Raw genomic sequence first — 24043 nt, forward strand, 5'->3', positions numbered from 1 at the left:
GACCCACCGTCACCAGCCCGTCCTATGCTCTCGGTTTGACTTTATGAACTGATCAGTCCAGAATATTATGGACCGATCGGTGTAGATTTCCGACGAGGTAAACCATGTCTTATGTGACTGTCGATACCCGCCGAACGCCGCTCAGCGCCGAAGCGGTGACCCAGATGATGCACGAGACGGTGGTGGCGGTCGACATCGCGTTCACCGAGGGAGCGCCGGTCACCCTTGCGGGCACCATCTACGAGTTGGGTGATTTGCAGAAGTTCTCGGTGCACTCCAACACCTTGGGGGTCGAGCGGACGCCGGCGCAGGCCCGGGATGACATGCGCCCGTGCGTGTTCGTGGGGGTGCAGTCGTCGGGCACCAGCGTCGTGGTCCAGCATGGCCGTGAGGCGTTGTTGCGTCCGGGTCAGCTGGTGTTGTGGGACTCCACCGCTCCATACACCGTGTGCGATCCCGACGGGATCCGCCACCACTACTTTCGGGTGCCGATTGATCGGCTTGGTCTGCCGCACAACATGATTAGTCAGTTGTGTGCGGTCACGCTGAGTCCGCAGCATCCAGTCGCCGATCTGACGGCTACCTATCTGCGTCGACTGGGGACGCGGTCTGACATCTTCGAGCGCGCCGATACGGAATCGGTGGCACAGGCCACCATCGACCTGCTGCGCGCCCTGTTGACCACCCACGTCGACGCCACCAAGCTCGGCCGTGAAGCCATGCACGCAACACTGCAGTTGCGGATCATCGAATACCTGCGCGCCCACCTGCATGACCCGAATCTCTCTGCGGCGCAGGTGGCATCCGAACACCACATCTCGGTGCGCCAGCTCTACAAGGTGCTCGCGGAGGCGCAGATCGGCCTCGGTGATTGGATCCGCGCCGAAAGGCTGGAGGCGTGCCGGCGCGACCTGGCCCAGCCCATGGCACAGACCGCATCGATCGCCGCGATCGCACGGCGGTGGGGGTTCGCCGACCCATCGAGCTTTGCGCGGATGTTCCGCACCGCGTATGGGATGTCGCCCCGCGAGTGGCGCGACCTGCACGCGGGGACGGGGGGCGGCAGGCCTGGCACCTAACCGCGCCCCTGGCTTTCTCGGCGGTCACGGCGTCTGACCGTCGTCGACGAACGCCGCTGCGGCGTCGACGCCGACGACCGTCAGCAGGCGGGCCACCTTGCGGTCGAGTTCGCGGCCCACGTCGGTGATGGCGGGATCGTTCAGGCTGGCGAACAAGCTGCTGGGCTGGTCGAGGGTGAAAATGGCGTCGCCGCCGGCATCACTGTGGACGAGGATGCGCAGCGGCGCGTAGAGCAGAGCCAGCGAGGAGCGGCGGAACATCTGCTCGGCCACGACGGGGTTGCCCAGCAGGTACTCCACGGCCGGGGTTTGGTGACCGGCGGCCGACATGATCGGTCTGGCGTCGATGGAAGTAAACACCATCAGTTCGTGGGGTGCATTGGCCCTGACGGCGGCACGCACGTCATCCCAGGCGCCGCCGCCGGCGACGATCTCTTGTACGGCTTGGCGATCGAACACCGGCGCTGCGGATTCGAAGGCGGCGCGGAACTCGTCAAACGGGATGGCGGTGGCGATATCGAGGCGCACGACGCGGTGCGGCGTGCGGGTGGCCGTTGCAGACATGGCGCTCCTTTAGGGGGTGTGTGGTGACGGGACGCGCGGTCGTCGGCTGGTAATCGGTAAAGCGCGAGGAGGAGGTCAAAATCCCTTGCCGGCCAACCATTCCAGGACAACGTCGGCGACCTCCTTCCAGCCGTTGTCGATGGTCAGGGAGTGGCCGCGGCCTTCGAAGACGTGGAAGTCGGTGTCGCCGGGTCCCTTGCTGTAGAGGTCGACAACCTGCTTGGTGACCTTGAGCGGCACCACGTGGTCCTCGGTGCCGGAGGTAATCAGCAGCGGCCCGCGGCTGCCGACGGTGACGTCGACGGCGGCGGCGGAGTGCCTCGAGAGGTTAGCGCTGGCCTCTTCGAACAGCGGGCGTCCAGCACCGGGTATGGACCAGGCGTCGTGCAGAGCGTTGGATTCCTCGACGGTCAGAGCATTGCCGAACGCGTAATGGAACTGTTTGGGTGTAAGCGCCACGGCGCGGTGTCGGTTGGCGGGATTGCCGAGCACCGGGAACGCGGATTTCAGTTGCGCGAAGGGCAGCGCTTTGGCGCCTTTGATCGCCGCGGGGTCAAGTGCGACGGCGGCTGCGGCGTACCCACTGGCGAGGAGTTGCTGGGCAAACAATCCTCCGAAGGAATGGCCGATGACGATCGGTTTGACGCTCGGGTTGCCAATGATGCCGGCGTAATGGTCGACGACATCGGCAATGCCGACGCCGTTCATGGCGTCGGGGTTGGCGCGGGTCTCTTCCACAGTGGGGGAATCGCCGGGCCAGCCGGGGGCTGTCGCGGCATATCCGTTGGCGCCGAACAGTTCTAGCCACGGTTGCCAGGCGCTCGAGTGGATCCACAGGCCGTGAATAAAAATGACCGGGTGGGTCTTAGCAGGTGCGGTCATCGCGAATGTCCTTTCAGGTGCGATTGTTTCGCACAATGGATTGCCGGCGGTGTGCGGTTGCGGTCGGTTACGACGCTAGGGCGGCCCGCACACGGTTGCGACGCCGGTGACGTGTTCGTGCGCGTGGTGCACATCTGCGTGCACTGGGTGAGCACCCAATGGGAACCGATCGGCTTGTCCTAGACCGAGGGTTCGACGCCGTCAACACTTGGGACGAGGGCCGCGGGGGGTACTTCGATGGCCCCAACGGCGTTACGGCGCGATTGATAGCAGCGGGCGGGTCAGGGCGGTGAGTAGCTCGCGCAGCCCGGTCAGCGAGTTCGCCGGCAGGAACAGGTCGCAGTAGGGCAGGGCGGCGGCCATCGAACCGGCCAGCGGTTGGAAGTCGCCTTGCGCCGCACGGGGATTGAGCCAGACCAGCGTCGCGGCCCGGCGGTGCAACCTCGCCATCGCGTGGGCAAGCACCTCGGGCTGGTCGCTGTCCCAGCCGTCGGAGGCGATGATCACCACCGCACCGCGCAGCGCGTTGCCGTGCGGCGGGGCCAGCAGGGCGCCGACGCTGCGGCCGATGAACGTGCCGCCGTAGCGGTCGGTGACCTTCGCGTTGGCCTTCTGCAGCGCGACCTCGGCCGAGCGGTGCGACAGCACCGACGTGAGCCGGGTCAGCGACGTCGAGAACGCGAACACCTCGGGGTGGGCGCGGGCTTGGCGCAGCACGGCGGCACGCATCAGGTGCAGATAGATCGCGGCGTACGGCTGCATCGAGCGGCTCACGTCGCACACGAGGACCACCCGTCGGGGCCGGCGGCGGGGCCGTGTCCGCGCCAATCTCAGCGATTCCCAGCCGGTTTGGCGAGACGCGTTCATGGTGGCCCGCAGATCGATCCGCTTGCCGGCCGCGCTGGGCTCGAAGCGCATGCTGCGGCGCCGCGGCCAGCGCGCCACCGTCGCCTCCAGCCAGGAGCCGAGCAGGCGAAGGTCTTGCGCGTCGAAGCGGTCGAACGGTTCGTCGGCGCGCGCGGCGATGCGGCTGGGGAGGAGATCCGGCAGGAGGACGCTCGCCGCTCCGTCGTCGCCGCCGCCAGCCATCCTCGCGACCCATGGCAATTCGTGGGCGCCGCCACCCGATCGGCTTCCCGCCGGCTGCAGCGTGCCGGCCCCGGGTGCCTTCGGCCCCGGAACTGGTAGGACCGATTCGCGGCCCGCCGCGGCTTCGGGGAGGGCGGCGCCGAACACCTCCTCGAACACGGCGTCGAAGGCCACCAGGTCTTCCATCCGGTTCACCAGCGTCAGCCTGGCCGCCCAATACAGCGCCGACGTGGTGTCGGGCACCAACCGCCCGAGCGCTTGCACGAAGTCGGCCGGGCCGTTGGCCGACACCAGCACCCCCGCGCCGCGCAGGCGCGCCACCAGGGCCGCCGCGAACGCGGCCAGGTCGACGCCCCGCAACAGCAGTGGGGTGGGCACGACGCGCTAACGCCTCCGGCCGAGCAGCCAACCGAGCACCAGCGCGGCCAGCACGGCCAGCGCCACGGGCGCGTATTTCTTGAGCTGGTCGCCACCGGCGAGCTCGAGCAGGTCGATGGGCTCGGGCTCGGGAGCGGGCGACTGGCGCGTTCCCGGGACGGGGTTCGCCGGCCATGCCGGAATCGGCTCCTCCTGCGCCGCGTCGGGCGCCGGGGCGCCGGTGTTCTTGGCGGCCAGTTCGGCCTCCAGCGACTCCACGAACTGGCCCAGCAGCTTCTCCGAAACCTGCTGCAGCATGCCGCTGCCGAACTGGGCCAGCTTGCCGACGATCTTCAGATCGGTGTCGACGGTGACGCTGGTGCGTTCCCCGTCCTCGTGCAACTGGGCGGTGACCGTGGCGGCGGCGTTGCCGGTGCCCCGCGCCTCCTTGCCCTTGCCGTCGATGACCGCGCGGTGCTGTTCGCGGTCCAGCTCGACGAAGCGCACCTTGCCGCTGAACTCGCTGGTCACCGGGCCGACCTTGACCTTGACCTTGCCCAGGTAGTCCTCGCCCTCGTGGCCGGTGAGCTGGGCGCCCGGCATCAGCGGGATCACCTGTTCCAGGTCGCACAGCACGTCCCAGGCCTGCTCGATGGGAGCGCTGACGGTGAACTGGTTGGCGATCTTCATGCGGTAAGTCCTCTCAGGTGCGGCTGTACTCAGTAAACGCGTCGCGAATCAGGGTACGGTCGTCCGGGGTCTTGGCCAGCGCCCCCAGGCTCACGACCGCCGCCTCGTCAACCAGGTCCGCCACGCCCAGGGACACCAGGGCGGAGACCCAGTCGATGGTCTCGGCCACCCCGGGCGGCTTGTCCAGGTCGAGATCGCGCGTGCGCCCGACGAATTGGGTGGCGTGCTCGATCAACGGCGCCGTCGCCCCCGGCACCGTGCGCCGGACGATGGCGGCGGCGCGGGCCGGCTCCGGGTAGTCGATCCAGTGGTACAGGCAGCGGCGGCGCAACGCGTCGTGCAGGTCGCGGCTGCGGTTGGAAGTCAGCACCGCGATCGGCGGGCGCTCGGCGACGAAGGTGCCCAGCTCGGGCACGGTGACCGCGGATTCACCGAGGAACTCCAGCAGCAGCGCCTCGAATTCGTCGTCGGCGCGGTCGATTTCGTCGATCAACAGCACCGGAGGCTTCGGGCCGCGGTGCCGCACGCACCGCAGGATGGGCCGGTCGACGAGGTAGTTCTCGGTGTAGAGGTCGGCCTCATCGATATTGGCGCCCTGCGCCTCCGCCAGCCGGATGGACAGCAGCTGGCGCTGGTAGTTCCAGTCGTAGAGCGCCTCGCTGGCGCTGAGTCCCTCGTAGCACTGCAGCCGCACCAGCGGGGTACCCAGCACCGCCGCAAGGGTTTTCGCGGCCGTGGTCTTGCCGACGCCCGGTTCGCCCTCCAGCAGCAGCGGGCGGCCGAGCGTGACCGCCAGGTAGATCGCCGACGCCGTCCCCGTGTCGAGCAGGTAGTCGTGCGCGTCGAATCGGGCGATCACGTCCTGCACGCCGTCAAACATCAGGACGTCACCAGCCGGCGGTAGTCGTCCCAGGTGTCGACGTCGAGCGGCACGGGACCGTCGACCGCGAGTTCGCGCACCTGGTACCGGCCCGACTCGATGAGCTTCCACACCCCCTTGTCGCCGTGCAGTTCGCGGAGTTCGCCGAACAGCGCACGGCCGAGCCAGAACGGGTGCCCGATCCCGTCGTCGTAGCGGCACACGGCGATGTCGGCGGTCGCGCCTTCGGCGGCCACGCGCCGCGGTGTTAGCGGATCGATCCGGGGTTGATCGCCGAGCATCAGCACGATGCCGGCGGCGCGGGGGTCCACCCGCTCGAGCGCGGCGCGCAGCGAGGCCGCACATCCGGTCCCGAAGTCGTCGACCTGCACCACGTCGACCCCGGCCATCGGCACCGCATCGCGCACCGCCGCCGCGGCGCCGCCGAGGGTGACGATGAGCTGGTCGAACCCGGCGCCACGGGCCGCCTCCAGGGTGGCCCCGAGCAGGGTCGTATCCCGGTACGGCAGAAGCTGTTTGGGCGTGCCCAGCCTGCGCGAACCGCCGGCCGCCAGCACGACGCCGGTGACGGGCGACCCGGTCATGCGCCGGCTGGCCGGTCGGCGAACGCGGCGCGGCATCCCGGGCTGCAGAACCAATGGTCGGCGCCGCCCACCCGCAGGTGTTCGGTGGCGGGCCCGATCGTCACCGTCATGCCGCACACCGGATCGACCGCCTCGCGCGCGACGGCCTCCGGCGCGACCGGGCGCCGCAGGCCGGCGCGAATGCCGGCGATCAGTTCGGCCGCGATCGAGACCGCGATCTCGGCGGGGGTCTTGGCGCCGATGGCCAGCCCGACCGGGGTGTGCACCCGCGCCCGCTCCTCCGGCGAGAGGTCGAGCGACTCCAGGATCGCGGCGCCGCGCACCTTGCTGGCGACCAGGCCGATGTAGCCGACACCGTGATCCAGTGCCGCGCGGATGGTTTCGGCTTCCGGCCCGCCGTGGCTGGCAATGACGACGGCGGTCGCGTCGGAGAGGTCGCCGTCGCTGCGGGCGTCGTAGCCGAGCACGCCGCACACCCGGGTCAGCGCCTCGGCGATCGGCGTGGTCCCGTAGACCCGGATCAGCGGGGCCGGCAGCTGCGGGGTCAGGAAGATCTCCAGCGACCCGCCGGACAGGCACGGGTTGACGACGACGCAGGCGCCGGGGGCCTCGGGGAAGTGCACGTCGCCGTCGGGAAGCACTCGCAGCAGCACGCTTTCGCCGGCCTGCAGCGCGCCCATCGCCGCCTTGCGGACCGAGTTCTGGGCGCATTGGCCGCCCACGAAGCCCTCGATTGTGCCGTCCGCCAACAGGATTGCCTCGTCGCCCGGGTAGGACGAGGTGGGCGGCTGGGCGCGCACCACGGTCGCGTGCACGAACGGTGTCCGTGCCGCCAACAGCTCCTGAACGCGCTCACTGATTATCGTCATCTGTTTGACTGCGCCCTTCCTCCTCATCGCTCGTTCCTCGCTCTGCATCGTCACGGCGCGCTAGATCGGCGGCCTCGCTCTGCCCTGCATCGCCTCCCACACCCGCGACGGCGTCAGCGGCATGTCGGCGTGCCGAACCCCGTACGGCGCCAACGCATCCACCACGGCGTTGACCACCGCTGGCGGCGATCCGACGGTGGCCGATTCGCCGATGCCCTTCGCGCCGATCGGGTGGTGCGGCGACGGCGTCACGGTGAAGCCGGTCTCCAGGTGCGGCACCTCGGCCGCGGTCGGGATCAGGTAGTCCATCAGCGATCCGCCGAGGCAGTTGCCCTCCTCGTCGAACGCGATCATCTCCATCAACGCCATGCCGATGCCGTCGACGATGCCGCCGTGCACCTGCCCCTCGATGATCATCGGGTTGATGCGGGTGCCGCAGTCGTCCACGGCGAGGAAGCGGCGCACCTTGACCACCGCGGTGCCCGGATCGACGTCCACCACACAGAAATAGGCGCCATACGGGTACGTCAGGTTCTCCGGGTTGTAGCAAACCTCGGCGTCCAGGCCGCCCTCGATGCCGTCGGGCAGGTCGCCGGCCCCGTGTGCGCGCATCGCGATGTCCTGGATGGTCACCGACGCCGACGGGTCGCCTTTGACGTGGAACGAGCCCTTCTCCCACTCCAAGTCGGCGACCGAGACCTCGAGCATGCCCGATGCGATGATCCTGGCCTTGTCGCGCACCTTGCGCGCCACCAGCGCCGCGGCCCCACCGGAAACCGGCGTCGAGCGGCTGCCATAGGTGCCCAGCCCGAATGGCGTCTGGTCGGTGTCGCCGTGCACCACCTCGATGTCGTCGGGCGGGATGCCGAGCTCCTCGGCGACGATCTGCGCGAACGTCGTCTCGTGCCCCTGCCCCTGGCTCTGAACCGACAGCCGCACAACGGCTTTGCCGGTCGGGTGCACGCGCAGCTCACACCCGTCGGCCATGCCGAGGCCGAGGATGTCCATGTCCTTGCGCGGACCGGCGCCGACGGCCTCGGTGAAGAACGACATCCCGATGCCCATCAGCTCGCCGCGCGCCCGCCGCTCCTTCTGCTCGGCCCGCAGCGCGTCGTAGCCGATCATGTCCATGGCCTTGCGCATGGTGGCCTCGTAGTCGCCCGAGTCATACGTCCAGCCGGTCTTGCTCTGGTACGGAAACTGGTCCGGCCGCAGCAGGTTTCGCAGCCGCAGCTCGGCCGGGTCCATCTTCAGCTCGAACGCCAGGCAGTCCACTAGCCGTTCCACGAAGTACACCGCCTCGGTGATGCGGAACGAGCACGCGTAGGCCACCCCGCCGGGCGCCTTGTTGGTGTACACGGCGGTCATGTGGCAGTAGGCGGCCTCGAGGTCGTAGCTGCCGGTGAACACCCCGAAGAAGCCGGCCGGGTATTTCGTCGGCGCGGCCTGGCCGTTGAACGCGCCGTGGTCGGCCAGCACGTTGGACCGGATCGCGAGGATCTTTCCGTCGTTGGTGGCGGCGATCTCGCCGACCATGATGTAGTCGCGGGCGAAGCTGGTGGATGTCAAATTCTCGCTGCGGTCCTCCATCCACTTCACCGGCTTGCCCAGCAGCAGCGAACCGACGATCGCGCACACGTAGCCGGGGTAGATCGGCACCTTGTTGCCGAAGCCGCCGCCGATGTCGGGCGAGATCACCCGGATCTTGTGTTCGGGCAGGCCCGCGACCAACGCGTACAGCGTGCGGTGCGCGTGCGGCGCCTGCGAGGTGGTCCACAGCGTCAGCTTGCCGGTCACCGGGTCCAAATCGGCCACCGCGCCGCAGGTTTCCATCGGCGCGGGGTGCACCCGCGGGTACACGATCTCCTGCTTGACGACGACGTCGGCCTTGGCGAACGCCGCGTCGGTGGCGGCGGCGTCGCCGGTCTCCCAGTCGAAGATGTGGTTGTCGTTCTTGCCGTCGAGATCGGTGCGGATCACCGGGGCGGACGAGTCGAGCGCCTTGCGCACGTCGACGACGGGATCCAGCGGGTCGTAGTCGACGTCGATCAGCTCCAGCGCGTCGCGGGCCGAGTAGCGGTCCTCGGCGACGACGAACGCCACCTCCTGGCCCTGGAAGCGCACCTTGTCGGTGGCCAGGACGGCCTGGGTGTCGTTGGACAGCGTCGGCATCCAGGCCAGGCCCTTCTCGGCCAGGTCCGCGCCCGTCACCACGGCCTTGACCTTCGGATGTGCTTGCGCCGCAGTGGTATCGATGCCGACGATGCGGGCGTGCGCGTACGGCGAGCGCAGGATCGCCAGGTGCAGCATGCCCGGCAGCGCGACGTCGTCGACGTACGTGCCGCGGCCGCGGATGAAGCGGGGGTCCTCCTTGCGCAGCATCCGGCCGTGGCCGCACGGCTTCTGGTCGTTGTCGGCGGTGTCTTCGGGCGGGCGGGATTCGATGGTGGTCATGACTGTGCCTCCGCCGCAGCATTGTTCGCGGCCCACTGGATGGAGCGCACGATCGTCGTGTATCCGGTGCAGCGGCAGATCTGCCCGGAGATGGCCTCCCGGATGGTCTCCTCGTCGGGGTTGGGATCGCGGTCCAGCAGGGCGCGGGCGGTGATCATCATTCCCGGTGTGCAGAAGCCGCATTGCAGCCCGTGCCAGCGCATGAACCCTTCCTGGATCGGGTCGAGCTGACCGTCCACGGCCAGGCCCTCGACGGTCCGCACGCTGTGGCCGGACGCCATCACGGCCAGCATGGTGCAGGACTTCACCGGCACCCCGTCGACGTCGACGACGCACGTTCCGCAGTTGCTGGTGTCGCATCCCCAGTGGGTTCCGGTGAGCCGCAACTGATCCCGCAGGAAGTGCACCAGCAGCATCCGCGGCTCGACGTCGGCGGTGACCTGCTCGCCGTTGACGGTCATGTTGACTTGCATCGCTATTGGCTCCTTTGTTCGCCAACCCGCCGCGCCGCGGTGCGCAACGTGCGGATAGTGAGTTCCGAGGCGAGGTGGCGCTTGTAGTCGGCGGTGCCGCGGACGTCGGTCACCGGCTCGCAGGCGGCGGCGGCCAGGCGACCCGCCTCGGCGAAGGTCTCGTCGGTGGCCGGCCGGCCGACCAGCGCCGCCGAGATCTCGGCCAGCGCGCCCGGGTCGGGGTTGACGGCGGTCAGGCCTACGCGGGCGGCGGCGATCGAGCCGTCGTCGAGGGTGACGGCCGCGCCCGCTGCGGTGACGGCCCAGTCACCGACGCGCCGTTCCACTTTCGCGTAGGCACTGGACGTGTTGAGCCGCACGGGGATTCGCACCTCGATCAGGATCTCGTTCGGGGCGACCGCCGTCTCGTACGGGCCGACGATGAAGTCGTCCATCGCGATCTCGCGTTCCCCCGACGGTCCACGCACCAGGCACACCGCGCCCAGCACTGTGCACACCGTTGAGAGATCCTCGGCCGGATCCGCCTGGCACAGCGAGCCGCCCAGGGTGCCGCGGTTGCGGACCACCGGGTCGGCGATCACCCGTTCGGCGTCACGGAAGATCGGGCACACGGCGGCCAGGGTGTCGGACTCCAGGATCTCGCGGTGCCGGGTCATGGCGCCGACGCGCACCAGGGTGGGATCGGTGATCACGTACCCGAGCTCAGGCGCCAGGTCGTTGATGTCGACGAGGTATTCGGGGTTGGCGATGCGCAGCTTCATCATCGGCAGCAGGCTGTGCCCGCCGGCGATCACGCGCGCCCCCTCCCCCAGCCGGTCCAGCAGGCCGACGGCGTGGTCGACGCTGGTCGCACGTTCGTATTCGAAGGGCCCAGGTACTTGCATGGGAGCAGTGTGGGCCGCGTCACACGGGGCGTCAATGGCGAGTTAAGTGATCGCTGAACTCGCCCGCTACCTGCGGCTCCGCCGCGTCGTGGTGGATGCGCCCGACGGTCTCGGACAGCGGGCGGCCGCCCCCGCCCCAGCGCTTGGCGATGATGTCGGCGGCGATCGACACCGCCGTCTCCTCCGGCGTGCGCGCGCCGAGGTCCAGGCCGATAGGGCTGGACAGCCGGCCCAGCTCGGCGTCGGTCAGCCCCGCCGCCCGCAGCCGGTTCATCCGGTCGTCGTGGGTGCGCCGCGACCCCATCGCGCCCACGTAGCCCACCTGGGGCAGCCGCAGCGCCACCTCGAGCACCGGGACGTCGAACTTGGGGTCGTGGGTGAGCACGCAGATCACCGTGCTCGCGTCGATGGCGCCGGCCTCCGCCTGGGCGGCGAGGTAGCGGTGGGGCCAATCGACGACGACATGGTCTGCGGTGGGGAAGCGCACCGGCGTGGCGAACAGCTCGCGGGCGTCGCACACGGTGACCCGGTAGCCGAGGAACGATCCCTGCTGCGCCAGGGCCGCGGCGAAGTCGATGGCGCCGAACACCAGCATCCGGGGGCGCGGCGCGAAGCAGGAGACGAACACCTCCATGCCCTCGCCGAGGCGCTGCCCGTCGGGGCCGTACTTGAGGACGTCGCTGCGGCCCACCGCCAGCAGGCCGCGGGCGTCGTCGGCGACCGCGGCGTCGGCGCGCGCCGAACCCAGCGATCCGGCCAGCTCGTCCGGCCGGATGACGACGCGGCGCCCGACCCACGTCGCGTCGGGGTGCGCGATGACGGTCGCGACCGCCACCGGGCGGTGCTCGCCGATGTCGTCGGCCACCGCGCCGAGTTCGGGGAAGGTCGATCGCGACACCGACTCGACGAAGACGTCGATGATGCCGCCGCACGTCAGCCCGACCGCGAACGCGTCGTCGTCGCTGACCCCGTAGCGCTCCAACCGCGGCGTTCCGGTCTTGGCGACCTCGCTGGCGAGCTCGTAGACCGCGCCCTCCACGCAGCCGCCGGACACCGACCCAGTCACCGAACCGTCCGGCGCCACCATCATCGAGGCCCCCGACGGGCGCGGCGCGGACCGGAAGGTGCGCACCACCGTGCCCAATCCCGCGGTTTCACCGGCGCGCCAGATCGCCATCAGCTCGGCAAGGACGTCACGCACGCTTTAAACGTAAGCTCATGGCGTGACTCCGGCTCAACTTCGGGCCTATTCGGCGGTGGTGCGGTTGGGTTCGGTGCGCGCGGCCGCGGCCGAGTTGGGCGTTTCCGACGCGGGCGTGTCGATGCTCGTGGCGGCGCTGCGCAAGGAGCTCGACGACCCGCTGTTCACCCGGACGGGCGCGGGCCTGGCGTTCACGCCGGGCGGCCTGCGGCTGGCCAGCCGCGCGGTCGAAATCCTGGGGCTGCAGCAACAAACCGCGATCGAGGTGACCGAGGCCGCCCACGGGCGCCGGCTGCTGCGGATCGCCGCTTCGACCGCGTTCGCCGAGCACGCGGCTCCCGGGCTGATCGAGCTGTTCTCATCGCGGGCCGACGACCTGTCGGTGGAGCTGAGCGTGCACCCGACGAGCCGGTTCCGCGACCTGATCTGCTCGCGCGCCGTCGACATCGCGATCGGTCCCTCCGGCGAGGGTTCGCTCGGTCCGGACGACGGGATCTTCGTGCGGCCGTTCCTGAAATACCAGATCATCACCGTCGTGCCGCCGAACAGCCAACTGGCCGCCGGCATTCCGACGCCGGCGCTGCTGCGCCAGCAGCAGTGGATGCTCGGCCCGGCCGCGGGCGGGGTGGACGGCGAGATCGCAAAGATGTTGCGGGACTTGGCGATTCCGGAGTCGAACCAGCGGATCTTTCAGAGCGACGCCGCTGCGCTGGAGGAGGTGCAGCGGGTCGGCGGTGTGTCGCTGACGATCGGTTTCGCCGTCGCCAAGGACCTCGCAGCCGGGCGGTTGACCCGCCTGAGCGGGCCCGGCCTGGAAAGGTCGGGCGAGTGGTGCGCGGCCACGCTGGGGCCGTCGGTGCGGCAACCGGCCGTGTCCGAGCTCGTCCGCTTCATCACCACGCCGCGGTGCACCCAGGCGATGATCCGCGGCAGCGGCGTCGGGGTGACCCGCTTCCGCCCGAAAGTGCATGTGACGCTGTGGAGTTGAGTGTGCGCCCACGGTGATGACACGCCGACGGGCTTCACACTGAAGGCCGCTACCAGGCGCGCGACAGGTCCGCGTGCTGGCGGACCCAGGCGTGCATCGCGATCCCGGCCGCGACGCCGGCGTTAATGCTGCGCGTCGAGCCGAACTGGGCGATCGACACCGTGAGCGCCGCGCCGGCCCGGATGTCGTCGGTGATGCCCGGGCCTTCCTCGCCGAACACCATCAGGCACTCCCGCGGCAGCGCCGTCTCCTCCAACCGCTGTGCGCCCGGGACGTTGTCGACGGCCACCACCGTCAGCCCGGCGCCCGCCGCGAACCCGAGCAGCGCGGCGGTGGTGTCGTGGTGGCACAGCCGCTGATAGCGGTCGGTCACCATGGCGCCGCGGCGATTCCAGCGCCGCCGCCCGACGATGTGCACGGTGTGCACGGCAAAGGCGTTGGCGGTGCGCACCACCGAGCCGATGTTGGCGTCGTAGCCGAAGTTCTCGATCGCCACGTGCAGCGGGTGACGGCGCAGGTCGATGTCGGCGATGATCGCTTCCCGAGTCCAGTACCGGTAGGCGTCGACGACGTTGCGAGTATCGCCGTCGCGCAACAGGTTTGGGTCGTATCGCGGGTCATCGGGCGGCTCGCCCGACCACGGCCCGACGCCGCCGCCCGTCGTTCCCCATTCGGTGGGCCCCGGGTCGCTCATCGCTGCGTCCACACCCCGGCGTGGGTGCCGTCGACCGCCACCGTGGCGTACAGCAGCGCCTCGTTGATCTCGCCCTGGGTGCACAGCGACGCGTTGACGCGCACGGAATCCAGCGACGCGTCGGGCAGGATCAGCACCGACGACCCGTACGTCGCGCACGCCGGGTTCAGGCCCCGGCCCGGCAGGGTGGGCGACGCCAGCAGCATCAGCGGCCCGCCGCGCTTGGCGGAGTCGTCGCGGTAGCGGTCCGCCAGGGCGGTGGCTTCCAGACCCAGCAGCATGTAGCCGTTGCCGACGAACGCGGCGGGGTCGCCGAGCTGGGCCTTGGTCATCGGGGCGCCGTCGGCGCGCCAGGCCGACAGGCTCACCGTCTTGACGCTCAGGCCGGTGTCGTTGGCGTTGGTCGGCGGCAACCCCACCGGAAACGCCGCCGGGTAGGCCGCCGAGCTGTTCGGGATCCGGTCGCGCGGCGAGTAGGCGTACACCCCGCGCACCTGGCTCCGATCCTTAAGCGGCCCAAGGCAAATGCTGCCGGTGAGCCGACCGGGGGGCGCCGACAGCGGGTGTTGGATGTCGTGCACGGTCGTCGCCGCATCGTCGCAGCTGCGCAGCGCGGCCGACTCCATCGGGTGGGCCAGCGCGCCGTACAGCCCGAAGCGAAGGTCCTCGGGCTTGGCGTGCGGGGCCTTCGGGTCGGTGGGCGACGCGTCGAGGTCGACCAGCACGTAGTCGCCGTCCCAGCGCAGGTTCGACACCGACATGTTCCAGCCCAGCAGCGCCAGCGATTCGCCGAGCCGGGCCCCCTGCGCGCCGTACGGCCGCACGGGGCCGTTGGAGCCCGAACAGCCCAGGGCACACGCCGCCGTGACGACGACAATGCACGCGACGCGGACAAGGCGCCCGAATCTAGTTGACATCATTCACGTTTGCCACAGGAGCCGGTCGGGGAACGGATCGACGACTTGCCCGCCTCAGAGCGACAACTGGGCGGCGGCGGGGCGACCCGGTGCTTTGTCGCTGCGAGGCGGGCACAACGAGAGTCGCCCGGACGAGAGGCTGCTGTGGCACATGTGACAGCGCATGCATGAAACGTGGCCTAGCCCAGCCCCAGATCGGCCAGGCCCAGCACGCTGCGGTAGGGAATTCCTTCTGCTTCGATGGCCTCGGCGGCGCCGGTGGCGCGGTCCACCACGGTGGCCACCCCGATCACCTGGCCGCCCGCGTCCTGCACGGCATGCACCGCGGTCAGCGCCGAGTTGCCGGTGGTGCTGGTGTCCTCCACCACCAGGACCCGCCGGCCGGAGACCTCGGATCCCTCGATAAGCCGTTGCAGCCCATGGGTTTTCGCCGATTTCCGCACCACGAACGCGTCGATGGGCCGCCCGGGCGCGTGCATGATGGCGGTCGCGACGGGGTCGGCGCCCAACGTCAGGCCACCGACGACGGCGTAGTCCCAGTCGGCGGTGAGCTCGCGCATCAGCGTGCCGATCAGCGCGGAGGCGCGGTGGTGCAGGGTGGCCCGGCGCAGGTCGACGTAGTAGTCGGCCTCTTTGCCCGACGACAGGGTCACCCGCCCGTGCACCACCGACAGCCGGCGCACCAAATCGGAAAGCTCCTCGCGGGCGTCAGCTGCGGTCACGACCGCCCACTCGTTTCGCGGCGCTGCGCACCAGGCCGCGGGGCAGCAGCCGCCCGGCGGTGACGATCGCCTTGTACTGCAGGCCCGGCACGCTGACCACCTTGCCGGCGGCGACGTCGGCAAGGCTTGCGGCGACCACGTCGTCGACCTCGAGCCATAGGAACGGCGGCAGCTTGGCCATATCCATCCCGGCCCGGGCGTGAAATTCGGTGTGCACGAAGCCCGGGCACACGGCGTGCACGCCGACTCCCGTTCCGTCCAGCGCGCCGGCCAGGCCCTCGCTGAACGAGATCACCCAGGCCTTGGACGCCGAATAGGTCGACGACCGGCCGTTCACCATTCCGGCGACGCTGGCGACGTTGATGACGGTCCCGGCGCCGGCGGCGACCATGGCGGGCACCGCGGCCCGGGTGAGCTGCAGCACTGCGGTTACGTTGACGTCGAGCTGCGCCTGCAGCAGCGCGGGATCCGTCGTCCAGAATTCGCCGGACGTGCCGAATCCGGCGTTGTTGACCAGGACCCGCACCCCCGCGGCAAGCCGCTCGGCCACCTTGTCGCGGCCGGCCGCGTCGGCCAGGTCCGCGGGCAGGATCTCGATGTTGCCGCCCTGGCCCTCGAGCTCGGCCGCCAGTTTGGTCAGCCGGTCGACGTCGCGGGCGACCAGGACCAGGTCGTAGCCGTCGCGCGCGTACCGCCGTGCGTAGCCCCCGCCGATCCCGGACGTCGGCCCGGTGATCAGGGCTACGGGGCGAGGCATGAGCGACAGTGTAATGACGCGGGCCCGGCCGGCCTCAGCGCTGGTAGTTACTGGCCCCGTGGCCGTTGCGCCCGGTCGGCGGCTGGCGGCCCTGGTCCCGGCGCAGCGGCTCGGTGGCGCGTCGGCCGGCCTGAACGTCCGAGCCCAGCAACCCCGACACGTCCTGCTGCGGCCGCCGCGACGACAACTCCAGGCGACCGGCGGGCGCCAGGGGCCGGCTCGGTGCGGCGTTGCGCGGCAACGCGGGCGCCCCGGCCTCCTGCGGGGTCTCCTGCGGCACCGGCGGCAACACGCGCAGCAGGTCGTTGAACTGGCGCACGGTGCGTAAGCCCTCGTCCCATTGCGCGCGCGTGCTGGAGATCGGCATGGCGACCAACGTCCAGTTCTGCTCGTTCCACATGATCTCGGCGCAGTCGGGGGCGGTGTGCGCGAAGGTGACCATGCGCCGATCGCAGGCCCGCCGGGCGGCGTCCAGATTGGTCGAGTACACCATCCGCGGCCCGATCGCGCCCAGCAGCCAAATGTCGCTCTCCCGAGGCTCTTTCAGACCCTTGAGGCGCAGGTCGACGACGACGTTGGTGCCGACCTTGCGGTGCAGCGCGATCACCGTGGCGACTTCCTCGACGTCGAAGATGTAGACGGCCTCACCGCGGATCTGACCGAGCACGACGTTGTGGGCGGGGACGTCGCCCACCGTGGAGATCACCCCGCGCTTCCAGCGCTTGAGGATGTCGGTCGATTCGCGCTCGTAGTCGAAGCCATGCGACCGCGCCCACGATTTGCGGCGCCTGCTACGCCCCCGCTGCCGATCGATGTCGACGTACACCAGCACGCCCGCGCCGACAAAGCACAGCGCGGACAGCGTGAACCAAAGGGGGACCATCCCACACAGGGTATCCGCTGTCTGCCCGGAATAGACAATGCGACCTGGTCACAAGCAAATTAAGGTTTGCCAGCGCGCGCCGAGTGGGTCGGCATCGCGGCGTTGAGTGTGAGCTGACGGCTTTGGGTGTGAGCTGGCGGCGGGATCCTGGGGATTTTCCCGCCGCCATCCCAGCCGACTAGCCCAGGACCAGCGAGTCGCCGTCCGGGCTGACGTTGACCGGCACCACGTCGCCGTCGTGCACGTCGCCCGCCAGCAGCATCTTGGCCAGCTGGTCGCCGATCGCCTGCTGGACCAGCCGGCGCAACGGCCGGGCCCCGTAGACGGGGTCGAACCCGCGCTGCGCCAGCCAGCGCTTGGCCGGCAGCGACACCTCCAGCTGCAGCCGCCGTTGCGCCAACCGCTTGCCCAGCTGCTGAAGCTGGATGTCGACGATCTGCACCAGCTCTTCGGGGTTGAGCCCGTCGAAGATCAACACGTCGTCGAGGCGGTTGATGAACTCCGGCTTGAACGCCGAGCGCACCGCGGCCATCACCTGCTCCTCGCTGCCGCCCGACCCGAGGTTGGACGTCAGGATCAGGATGGTGTTGCGGAAGTCGACCGTGCGGCCCTGCCCGTCGGTGAGCCGGCCCTCGTCGAGGACCTGCAGCAGCACGTCGAACACGTCCGGGTGCGCCTTCTCGATCTCGTCGAACAGCACCACGGTGTAGGGGCGCCGCCGCACCGCCTCGGTCAACTGACCGCCCTGGTCGTAACCGATGTAGCCGGGCGGCGCGCCGACCAGCCGGGCGACGGAATGCTTCTCGCCGTACTCGCTCATGTCGATGCGGACCATTGCCCGGTCGTCGTCGAACAGGAAGTCGGCCAGCGCCTTGGCCAGCTCGGTCTTGCCGACACCGGTGGGGCCCAGGAACATGAACGAACCCGTCGGCCGGTTGGGGTCGGCGACCCCGGCGCGGCTGCGCCGCACCGCGTCGGACACGGCCTGCACGGCCTTGCGCTGCCCGACGACCCGCTTGCCCAGCTCGTCTTCCATCCGCAGCAGCTTGGCGGTCTCGCCCTCGAGCATCCGCCCGGCGGGAATGCCGGTCCACGCCGACACCACGTCGGCGATGTCGTCGGGCCCGACCTCCTCCTTGAGCATCACGTTCTCGCGGGCCTCGGCCTGCGGCAGCGCGGCGTCGAGCTTCTTCTCCACCTCGGGGATGCGCCCGTAGCGCAGCTCGGCGGCCTTGGCCAGGTCGCCGTCGCGCTCGGCGCGCTCGGACTCCCCGCGCAGCGCCTCCAGCTGTTCCTTGAGCTCGCGGACGGCGTCGATCGCGTTCTTCTCGTTCTGCCACCGGGTGGTCAGCTCGGCCAGCTTCTCCTTCTGGTCGGCCAGCTCGGCGCGCAGCTTCTCCAGCCGCTCCTTGGAGGCCTCGTCTTCCTCTTTCTCCAGCGCCATCTCCTCGATCTCGAGGCGGCGCACCAGGCGCTCGACCTCGTCGATCTCGACGGGCCGCGAGTCGATCTCCATCTTCAGCCGGCTGGCGGCCTCGTCGACGAGGTCGATGGCCTTGTCCGGCAGGAACCGCGCGGTGATGTAGCGGTCGCTCAAAGTGGCCGCGGCCACCAGCGCGGAGTCGGTGATGCGCACCCCGTGGTGCACCTCGTAGCGGTCCTTCAGGCCGCGCAGGATGCCGACGGTGTCCTCCACCGACGGCTCGCCGACGAACACCTGCTGGAAGCGGCGCTCCAGCGCGGCGTCCTTCTCGATGTACTTGCGGTACTCGTCGAGCGTGGTGGCGCCGACCAGGCGCAGCTCGCCACGGGCCAGCATCGGCTTGATCATGTTGCCGGCGTCCATCGCGCCTTCGCCGGTCGCGCCGGCGCCCACGATGGTGTGCAGCTCGTCGATGAACGTGATGATCTGCCCGGCGGAGTTCTTGATGTCGTCGAGCACGGCCTTGAGCCGCTCCTCGAACTCGCCTCGGTACTTGGCGCCGGCCACCATCGACCCGAGGTCCAGGGCGATGACGGTCTTGTCGCGCAGGCTCTCCGGCACGTCGCCCGCGACGATGCGCTGGGCCAGGCCCTCGACGATCGCGGTCTTGCCGACGCCGGGCTCGCCGATGAGCACCGGGTTGTTCTTGGTGCGACGGCTCAAAACCTGCACGACGCGGCGGATCTCGTTGTCGCGCCCGATGACCGGGTCGAGCTTGCCCTCGCGGGCCCGGGCGGTTAGGTCGGTCGAGTACTTCTCCAGCGCCTGGTAGGTGGCCTCGGGGTCGGCGCTGGTGACCCGCGCGCTGCCGCGGACCTTAACGAACGCCTCCCGCAACGCCTGCGGGGACGCGCCGTGGCCGGTCAGCAGCTTGGCGACGTCGGAGTCGCCGGTGGCCAGCCCCACCATCAGGTGCTCGGTCGAGACGAACTCGTCGTCCATCTCGGTGGCGAGGTGCTGGGCGGTGGTGATGGCAGCCAGCGATTCGCGCGACAGCTGCGGCTGCGAGCTGGCGCCGCTGGCCTGGGGCAGCTGGTCCAGGATCCGCTGCGCCTCGGCGCGGATGGTGGCCGGCTCGACGCCGACGGCCTCCAGCAGGGGCGCGGCGATGCCGTCGTTCTGGGTCAGCAGCGCCAACAGCAGGTGGGCGGGCCGGATCTCCGGGTTGCCGGCGGCCGAGGCCGCCTGCAGGGCCGAGGTCAGGGCCGCCTGCGTCTTGGTGGTCGGGTTAAAAGAGTCCACGACTATCTCCGTTTGAGGTCAGAAAGGGCTGCATGAAAATGCTTGTCGTGATGTTCAACGCCGTCAAGGTTGAGTGTGTTCCGCTCAAGTCTACAAAATTTCCTTGACGCCTAGAATCGGGGCCCGTGAGCCTGGAGGACCGCGACGCGTTGCGGGTGCTGCGCGACGCCTTCGAGGATGAGCTCGTCCGCAGGTTCTATACCCACTGGTTCGCCCTCGACGTCTCGGTGCGCGACCTTTTCCCGCCCGAGATGGACGTCCAGCGGGCCGCGTTCGCCCACGCCATGCACTGGGTGTACGGGGAGCTGGTGGAGCAGCGCGCGACCGAGCCGGTGGCCTTCCTCGCCCAGCTCGGCCGGGATCACCGCAAATTCGGCGTGCTGCCGGCGCATTACGGCACGCTGCGTCGCGCGCTGCACGCGACGCTTCGCGACCACCTCGGCGACGCGTGGACCGACTCCGTCGCGGCGACCGCCGATCAGTCGCTCAACCTGATCACCGGGGTGATGAGCGGTGCCGCCGACGCCGACGACGCACCCGCCTGGATGGACGGCACGGTCATCGAGCACATTCGGGTCTCGCGCGACCTGGCCGTCGTGCGGCTGCAACTGGACCGCCCGTTGGACTACTTCGCGGGGCAATACGTCGACGTTCAGGTCCCGCAGTGCCCGCGCCGGTGGCGCTACCTGAGCCCCGCGATCCCGGCCGACCCCGGTGGCGGCATCGAGTTCCACGTCCGACAGGTCCCCGGCGGCCTGGTCAGCACCGCGGTGGTCAACGAAACGCGGCCCGGCGACCGGTGGCGGCTGTCCAGTCCGCACGGCGGCCTGCGGGTCGACCGGGACGGCGAAGACGTGCTGATGGTGGCCGGCAGCACCGGGCTGGCCCCGCTGCGCGCGCTGATCATGGACCTGTCCCGCTACGCGGTGAACCCGCGGGTGCACCTCTTCTTCGGCGCCCGCTACCGCTGCGAGCTCTACGACCTGCCCACGCTGTGGCAGGTCGCCCAGCACAATCCGTGGCTGTCCGTGTCGCCGGTGTCGGAGTACAGCCGCGACCCGTCCTGGGCGGCCGACTATCCCGACGTCACGCCGCCGCGCGGGCTGCACGTGCACCAGACCGGCCGCCTGCCCGAGGTGGTGACCAAATACGGCGGCTGGGGCGACCGGCAGATCCTGATCTGCGGCGGACCGGATATGGTTCGTGCGACCAAGGCCGCCCTGATCGCCAAAGGCGCGCCGCCCGAACGCATTCAGCACGACCCACTGTCCAGGTGAACCGAGGTAAGCCATGCGCATCGTGACCCTGACCGACCCGTCATCGCCGGTGGCGGCGCAGTTCGTGCCGGAGGCCGGCATGATCGGCACGTCGCTGACCGACGCGGGCACCGAGCTGCTCGGCCAACGGCGCGGCCTGCAGGCCTACGTCGAGGCGGGCAAGACGATGGGCATCCCGATCCTGTATCCGTGGGCAAATCGCTTGGGTGCCAACACCTACACGGCCGAGGATGTGACGGTGGCGCTGATGCCCGGGGAAAACGGGGTTCGCGCCGATCCCAACGGGCTGCCCATCCACGGCACGCTGGCCGCCTACCCGGGCTGGCGGGTGACGGCGGAGTCGGACAACGAGCTGGCCGCCGAGGTCGATTTCGGCGCCGACCCGCGGTTGCTCGCCAGCTTCCCGTATCCGCACGTGCTCTCGGTGGCGGTGCGGCTGGCCGACCGGGCGCTCACGGTGCGCACCACCGTCACCGCGAGCGGCGACACGGCGGTTCCGCTGTGCTTCGGCTTCCATCCCTACCTGCGCCTGCCGGACGTTGCGCGCGGCGAGTGGATGATCGAGACGCCGCCGCTGCGGCACCTGCGGCTCGACGAGCGGGGGCTGCCCACCGGCGAGTCCGAACCTCGGCCAGCGACCGAAGAATCCTTGGGCGACAAGGCTTTTGACGATGCCTACGACCAGGTCGGCGAGGGCGCGGTGTTCGCGGTGTCCGGCGGCGGCCGCCGGCTGGAGGTGCACTTCGAGCGGGGATACCCGGCGGCGCAGATCTTCGCCCCGCTTGCCGAAGAGGTCGTGTGCTTCGAGCCGATGACCGCGCCGACGGACGCGCTGCGCCGTGGCGGTTACTCGACCGCACGCCCGGGCGCCCCGGCGGTTACGCAGTTCTCGATTCGGTTGTGAGCGAGCGACTTTCACCACCGCATCATGGGGAAGGGCCGACGCGGGTGCCCGGCGGCGTAGCGGCTCAGACCCTTCGCGAGGAACGCGTGGAAGCCGCAATACGGCAGCTCGGCGACGACGGAGCGAATCTCGGAGCGCCCGACCCCGTTACGTAGCAGACCGCGGCTCACGTCGATACGGTCGGCTATCCGAAAGGCCTCGGCCATACGGTCGTGCGACGGCCGCAGCCGGTGATGTTCGACGATCAGCGTGCGCACATCGTCGACGTTGTCGATGCCGAATTCTTCGGCGTGCGCGGCGGCCAGCTCGGCCGAGGACCCGAGGTAGTCGAACGTGCCCGCGGTCCAGATCCCGAGATCGTGTGCGGCCCAAGCCAGAACCGCGAAGTCGGGGACCGGACCGGCGAGCAGCTGTTGGTGATAATTCATTCCGCGGTAGACGTGATTGCGGTAGGTCGGCAGCTGCGCGCCCAGCTCGCGTTGGTATCGCTGTAGCAGGGTCTCGACGATCGGGTGAACGGTGATCACTTCCATGCCGCGACCAGTCATTTGTTCGCCTAGCGCGGCTTTCGCGGCTGCCACACGACCAGCGCGGTGCTCTTCGGCACCACCGCGATGTCGCGGCGCTGGCCGGCGCGCACCTGCGCCAGCTCCTCGGTCAGCTCCTTCACGCGTGACTGCAGCGCCTCCACCTGGTTGGTCAGCTCGATGATGCGCTTGATGCCGGCCAGGTTGACGCCCTCGTCCTGCGACAGCCGCTGCACCTCGCGCAGCAGGTCCACGTCGTGCTCCGAATAACGGCGTCCCCCACCGGAAGTGCGCCTCGGGCTGACCAGCCCGAGGCGGTCGTAGGTGCGCAGGGTCTGGGCGTGCATGCCGGCCAGTTCGGCGGCCACCGAGATCAGGAAGGTCCGAGCCTCCTCCTTGGGATTCCGTGAGCCCCTGGCCATCAGCGGTTACCTGCCCATCCCGCACGCGGGTTGAAACCACTGGATTGCTCGGCGGCCGCGTAGGCCTCCAGCGCCTCCTGGGCGGCGCCCTCCAAGTTCGGCGGCACGGAGACCTTCACGGTGACCAGCAGGTCGCCGTTGCCGCCGCCGCGCTTGGGCACACCGCGTCCGCGCACGCGCAGGATCCGGCCGTCGGCGGTGCCCTTGGGCACCCGCACGCCTACCTTGCCGTCCAGCGTGGGAACCGAAAGGGTTGAGCCCAAAGCCAACTCGCTGAAGCTGACCGGCACGGTCACGGTTAGGTCGTCGCCGTCACGGCCGAAGACCTTGTCCGGCCGCACATGCACGGTCACGTACAGGTCGCCCGACGGCGCGCCGCGCAGCCCGGCCTCGCCCTGCCCGGGCAGCCGGATCCGTTGGCCGTCCTCGACACCGGGCGGGATCCGCACGTTGATGGTGCGCGTGCGGGTCGTCACGCCGGTGCCTTTGCACTCGTCGCACGGGTGCTCGATGATCGAGCCGCTGCCCCGGCAATCGGTGCAGGGCTCGGAGAAGCCGAACGCGCCCTGGTTGCGGTTGATCACGCCCGAGCCGTTGCAGCTGGGGCACACCTTCGGGCTGGTGCCCGGGCGCGCGCCGCTGCCATGGCAATTCGTGCACGGCGCCGGGCTGGTCAGCCGTAGCGGCATCGCGACGCCCTTGGCCGCCTCGACGAAATCGAGCTCGGTCTCGGTCTCCAGGTCGTTGCCGCGCCGCGGCCGGCTGGGCCGGGGACTGGCGCCGCGTCCGAACAGGCCGCCGAACAGGTCGCCGATGTTGGCGCCGCCGCTTCGGCCGGCGGCGTCGAACAGGTCGCTGAGGTTGAACTCCGCGCCGTCACCGCCGACGTTGAAGCTGAAGCCGCTGCCACCGTCGAACCTGCGGCCACCGAAACCGCCGCCCGCGAACAGGCGGCGGGTCTCGTCGTACTCCTTGCGCTTGGCCGGATCCGACAACACGTTGTGCGCCTCCGACACCGCCTTGAACCGTTCGCCGGCGGCCGGGTTGTCGGGGTTCGCATCCGGGTGCAGGTCGCGCGCCAGCTTGCGGTAGGCGCGCTTGATCTCTTCCGGGCTGGCGTCAGAGGAGACGCCCAGCTCCTTGTAGAAGTCCTTTTCGACCCATTCACGCTGGGCCATGCCGCGTCACCCCCTCACCTTTCTCTATCTACTTGTCGTCTGT

General features: G+C 69.8%; 24 protein-coding genes. 4 read left to right on the forward strand and 20 right to left on the reverse strand.

Annotated features, from left to right (window positions below; genetic code table 11):
- The first annotated feature begins 104 nt into the window (after positions 1–104).
- The gene (locus N415_RS03435; protein ID WP_081665050.1) at positions 105–1079 is read left to right on the forward strand and encodes a helix-turn-helix domain-containing protein; all 975 of its coding nucleotides are present in this window, start codon (positions 105–107) and stop codon (positions 1077–1079) included.
- A gap of 24 nt (positions 1080–1103) precedes the next feature.
- Here the strand turns inward: N415_RS03435 and N415_RS03440 are convergent, their stop codons facing one another.
- The 11 genes from N415_RS03440 to N415_RS03490 form a co-directional block, all read right to left on the reverse strand.
- On the reverse strand, positions 1104–1643 hold the full coding sequence (locus N415_RS03440) for a DUF302 domain-containing protein (protein WP_068177247.1): 540 nt from the start codon (positions 1641–1643) through the stop codon (positions 1104–1106).
- A 75-nt stretch (positions 1644–1718) separates the two neighbouring features.
- Positions 1719–2561 (reverse strand): alpha/beta hydrolase, encoded by an 843-nt coding sequence (locus tag N415_RS03445; RefSeq protein WP_239645437.1) that lies wholly within the window; start codon positions 2559–2561, stop codon positions 1719–1721.
- Positions 2562–2777: 216 nt separating this feature from the next.
- Positions 2778–3992 (reverse strand): VWA domain-containing protein, encoded by a 1215-nt coding sequence (locus tag N415_RS03450; RefSeq protein WP_068177251.1) that lies wholly within the window; start codon positions 3990–3992, stop codon positions 2778–2780.
- 6 nt (positions 3993–3998) lie between these two features.
- Entirely contained in the window at positions 3999–4661 is a 663-nt protein-coding gene (locus tag N415_RS03455) for an SRPBCC family protein (protein WP_068177253.1), read from the reverse strand.
- Between the two features lie 13 nt (positions 4662–4674).
- Positions 4675–5541 carry a MoxR family ATPase gene (locus tag N415_RS03460; protein ID WP_068177256.1) on the reverse strand — a complete coding sequence of 289 codons (867 nt, stop codon included), beginning with the start codon at positions 5539–5541 and terminating at the stop codon, positions 4675–4677.
- A complete protein-coding gene (locus N415_RS03465; RefSeq protein ID WP_068177318.1) occupies positions 5541–6125 on the reverse strand; it encodes a nucleotidyltransferase family protein in 585 nt (194 codons plus the stop codon). The genes N415_RS03460 and N415_RS03465 overlap by 1 nt, the downstream gene beginning before the upstream one ends.
- Positions 6122–6994, reverse strand: coding sequence for an XdhC family protein (locus tag N415_RS03470; RefSeq protein ID WP_068177257.1), 873 nt, complete (start codon positions 6992–6994; stop codon positions 6122–6124). The genes N415_RS03465 and N415_RS03470 overlap by 4 nt, the downstream gene beginning before the upstream one ends.
- Before the next feature lie 60 nt (positions 6995–7054).
- Entirely contained in the window at positions 7055–9448 is a 2394-nt protein-coding gene (locus N415_RS03475) for an aerobic carbon-monoxide dehydrogenase large subunit (RefSeq protein ID WP_068177259.1), read from the reverse strand.
- Positions 9445–9921 carry a (2Fe-2S)-binding protein gene (locus tag N415_RS03480; RefSeq protein ID WP_068177261.1) on the reverse strand — a complete coding sequence of 159 codons (477 nt, stop codon included), beginning with the start codon at positions 9919–9921 and terminating at the stop codon, positions 9445–9447. The genes N415_RS03475 and N415_RS03480 overlap by 4 nt, the downstream gene beginning before the upstream one ends.
- A gap of 2 nt (positions 9922–9923) precedes the next feature.
- Entirely contained in the window at positions 9924–10805 is an 882-nt protein-coding gene (locus N415_RS03485) for a xanthine dehydrogenase family protein subunit M (protein WP_068177263.1), read from the reverse strand.
- Between the two features lie 31 nt (positions 10806–10836).
- Positions 10837–12006 (reverse strand): XdhC family protein, encoded by a 1170-nt coding sequence (locus tag N415_RS03490; RefSeq protein ID WP_193376398.1) that lies wholly within the window; start codon positions 12004–12006, stop codon positions 10837–10839.
- A 22-nt stretch (positions 12007–12028) separates the two neighbouring features.
- On the opposite strand from N415_RS03490, the gene N415_RS03495 reads away from it, so the two are divergent.
- Complete coding sequence (locus N415_RS03495) at positions 12029–12994, forward strand: LysR family transcriptional regulator (RefSeq protein ID WP_068177265.1); 966 nt, start codon at positions 12029–12031, stop codon at positions 12992–12994.
- Between the two features lie 49 nt (positions 12995–13043).
- On the opposite strand, the gene N415_RS03500 is transcribed toward N415_RS03495, so the two are convergent.
- The 6 genes from N415_RS03500 to clpB form a co-directional block, all read right to left on the reverse strand.
- Positions 13044–13688 (reverse strand): RNA methyltransferase, encoded by a 645-nt coding sequence (locus tag N415_RS03500; protein WP_068177266.1) that lies wholly within the window; start codon positions 13686–13688, stop codon positions 13044–13046.
- A complete protein-coding gene (locus N415_RS03505; RefSeq protein ID WP_068177321.1) occupies positions 13685–14605 on the reverse strand; it encodes a hypothetical protein in 921 nt (306 codons plus the stop codon). Before N415_RS03505 ends, N415_RS03500 begins: the two co-directional genes overlap by 4 nt.
- Positions 14606–14784: 179 nt before the next feature.
- Complete coding sequence (gene pyrE / locus N415_RS03510) at positions 14785–15327, reverse strand: orotate phosphoribosyltransferase (RefSeq protein WP_068177268.1); 543 nt, start codon at positions 15325–15327, stop codon at positions 14785–14787.
- Positions 15314–16084: an SDR family oxidoreductase gene (locus N415_RS03515; protein WP_068177270.1), complete on the reverse strand. Its 771-nt coding sequence runs from the start codon at positions 16082–16084 to the stop codon at positions 15314–15316. The genes pyrE and N415_RS03515 overlap by 14 nt, the downstream gene beginning before the upstream one ends.
- A gap of 34 nt (positions 16085–16118) precedes the next feature.
- Positions 16119–16967, reverse strand: coding sequence for a trehalose monomycolate transport factor TtfA (gene ttfA, locus N415_RS03520; RefSeq protein WP_068177273.1), 849 nt, complete (start codon positions 16965–16967; stop codon positions 16119–16121).
- A gap of 178 nt (positions 16968–17145) precedes the next feature.
- Entirely contained in the window at positions 17146–19692 is a 2547-nt protein-coding gene (gene clpB / locus N415_RS03525; RefSeq protein WP_068177275.1) for an ATP-dependent chaperone ClpB, read from the reverse strand.
- A 125-nt stretch (positions 19693–19817) separates the two neighbouring features.
- Here clpB and N415_RS03530 point away from each other — a divergent pair, with 125 nt between their 5' ends.
- Together N415_RS03530 and N415_RS03535 are read left to right on the forward strand one after the other, a co-directional pair.
- Positions 19818–20969, forward strand: coding sequence for an FAD-binding oxidoreductase (locus N415_RS03530; protein ID WP_068177277.1), 1152 nt, complete (start codon positions 19818–19820; stop codon positions 20967–20969).
- A 13-nt stretch (positions 20970–20982) separates the two neighbouring features.
- Positions 20983–21873 carry an aldose 1-epimerase gene (locus tag N415_RS03535; RefSeq protein ID WP_068177279.1) on the forward strand — a complete coding sequence of 297 codons (891 nt, stop codon included), beginning with the start codon at positions 20983–20985 and terminating at the stop codon, positions 21871–21873.
- An 11-nt stretch (positions 21874–21884) separates the two neighbouring features.
- Here the strand turns inward: N415_RS03535 and N415_RS03540 are convergent, their stop codons facing one another.
- The 3 genes from N415_RS03540 to dnaJ are packed head-to-tail and all read right to left on the reverse strand — an operon-like array spanning position 21885 to position 24000.
- A complete protein-coding gene (locus tag N415_RS03540) occupies positions 21885–22421 on the reverse strand; it encodes a hypothetical protein (protein WP_239645438.1) in 537 nt (178 codons plus the stop codon).
- Between the two features lie 8 nt (positions 22422–22429).
- Positions 22430–22822, reverse strand: a complete 393-nt coding sequence (locus N415_RS03545; protein WP_068102682.1) for a helix-turn-helix domain-containing protein — start codon at positions 22820–22822, stop codon at positions 22430–22432.
- A complete protein-coding gene (gene dnaJ, locus N415_RS03550; protein ID WP_068102680.1) occupies positions 22822–24000 on the reverse strand; it encodes a molecular chaperone DnaJ in 1179 nt (392 codons plus the stop codon). Before dnaJ ends, N415_RS03545 begins: the two co-directional genes overlap by 1 nt.
- Positions 24001–24043: the final 43 nt, after the last annotated feature.

It is taken from the genome of Mycobacterium sp. UM_CSW (genome assembly GCF_000455205.1).
Classification (GTDB): Bacteria; Actinomycetota; Actinomycetes; order Mycobacteriales; family Mycobacteriaceae; genus Mycobacterium.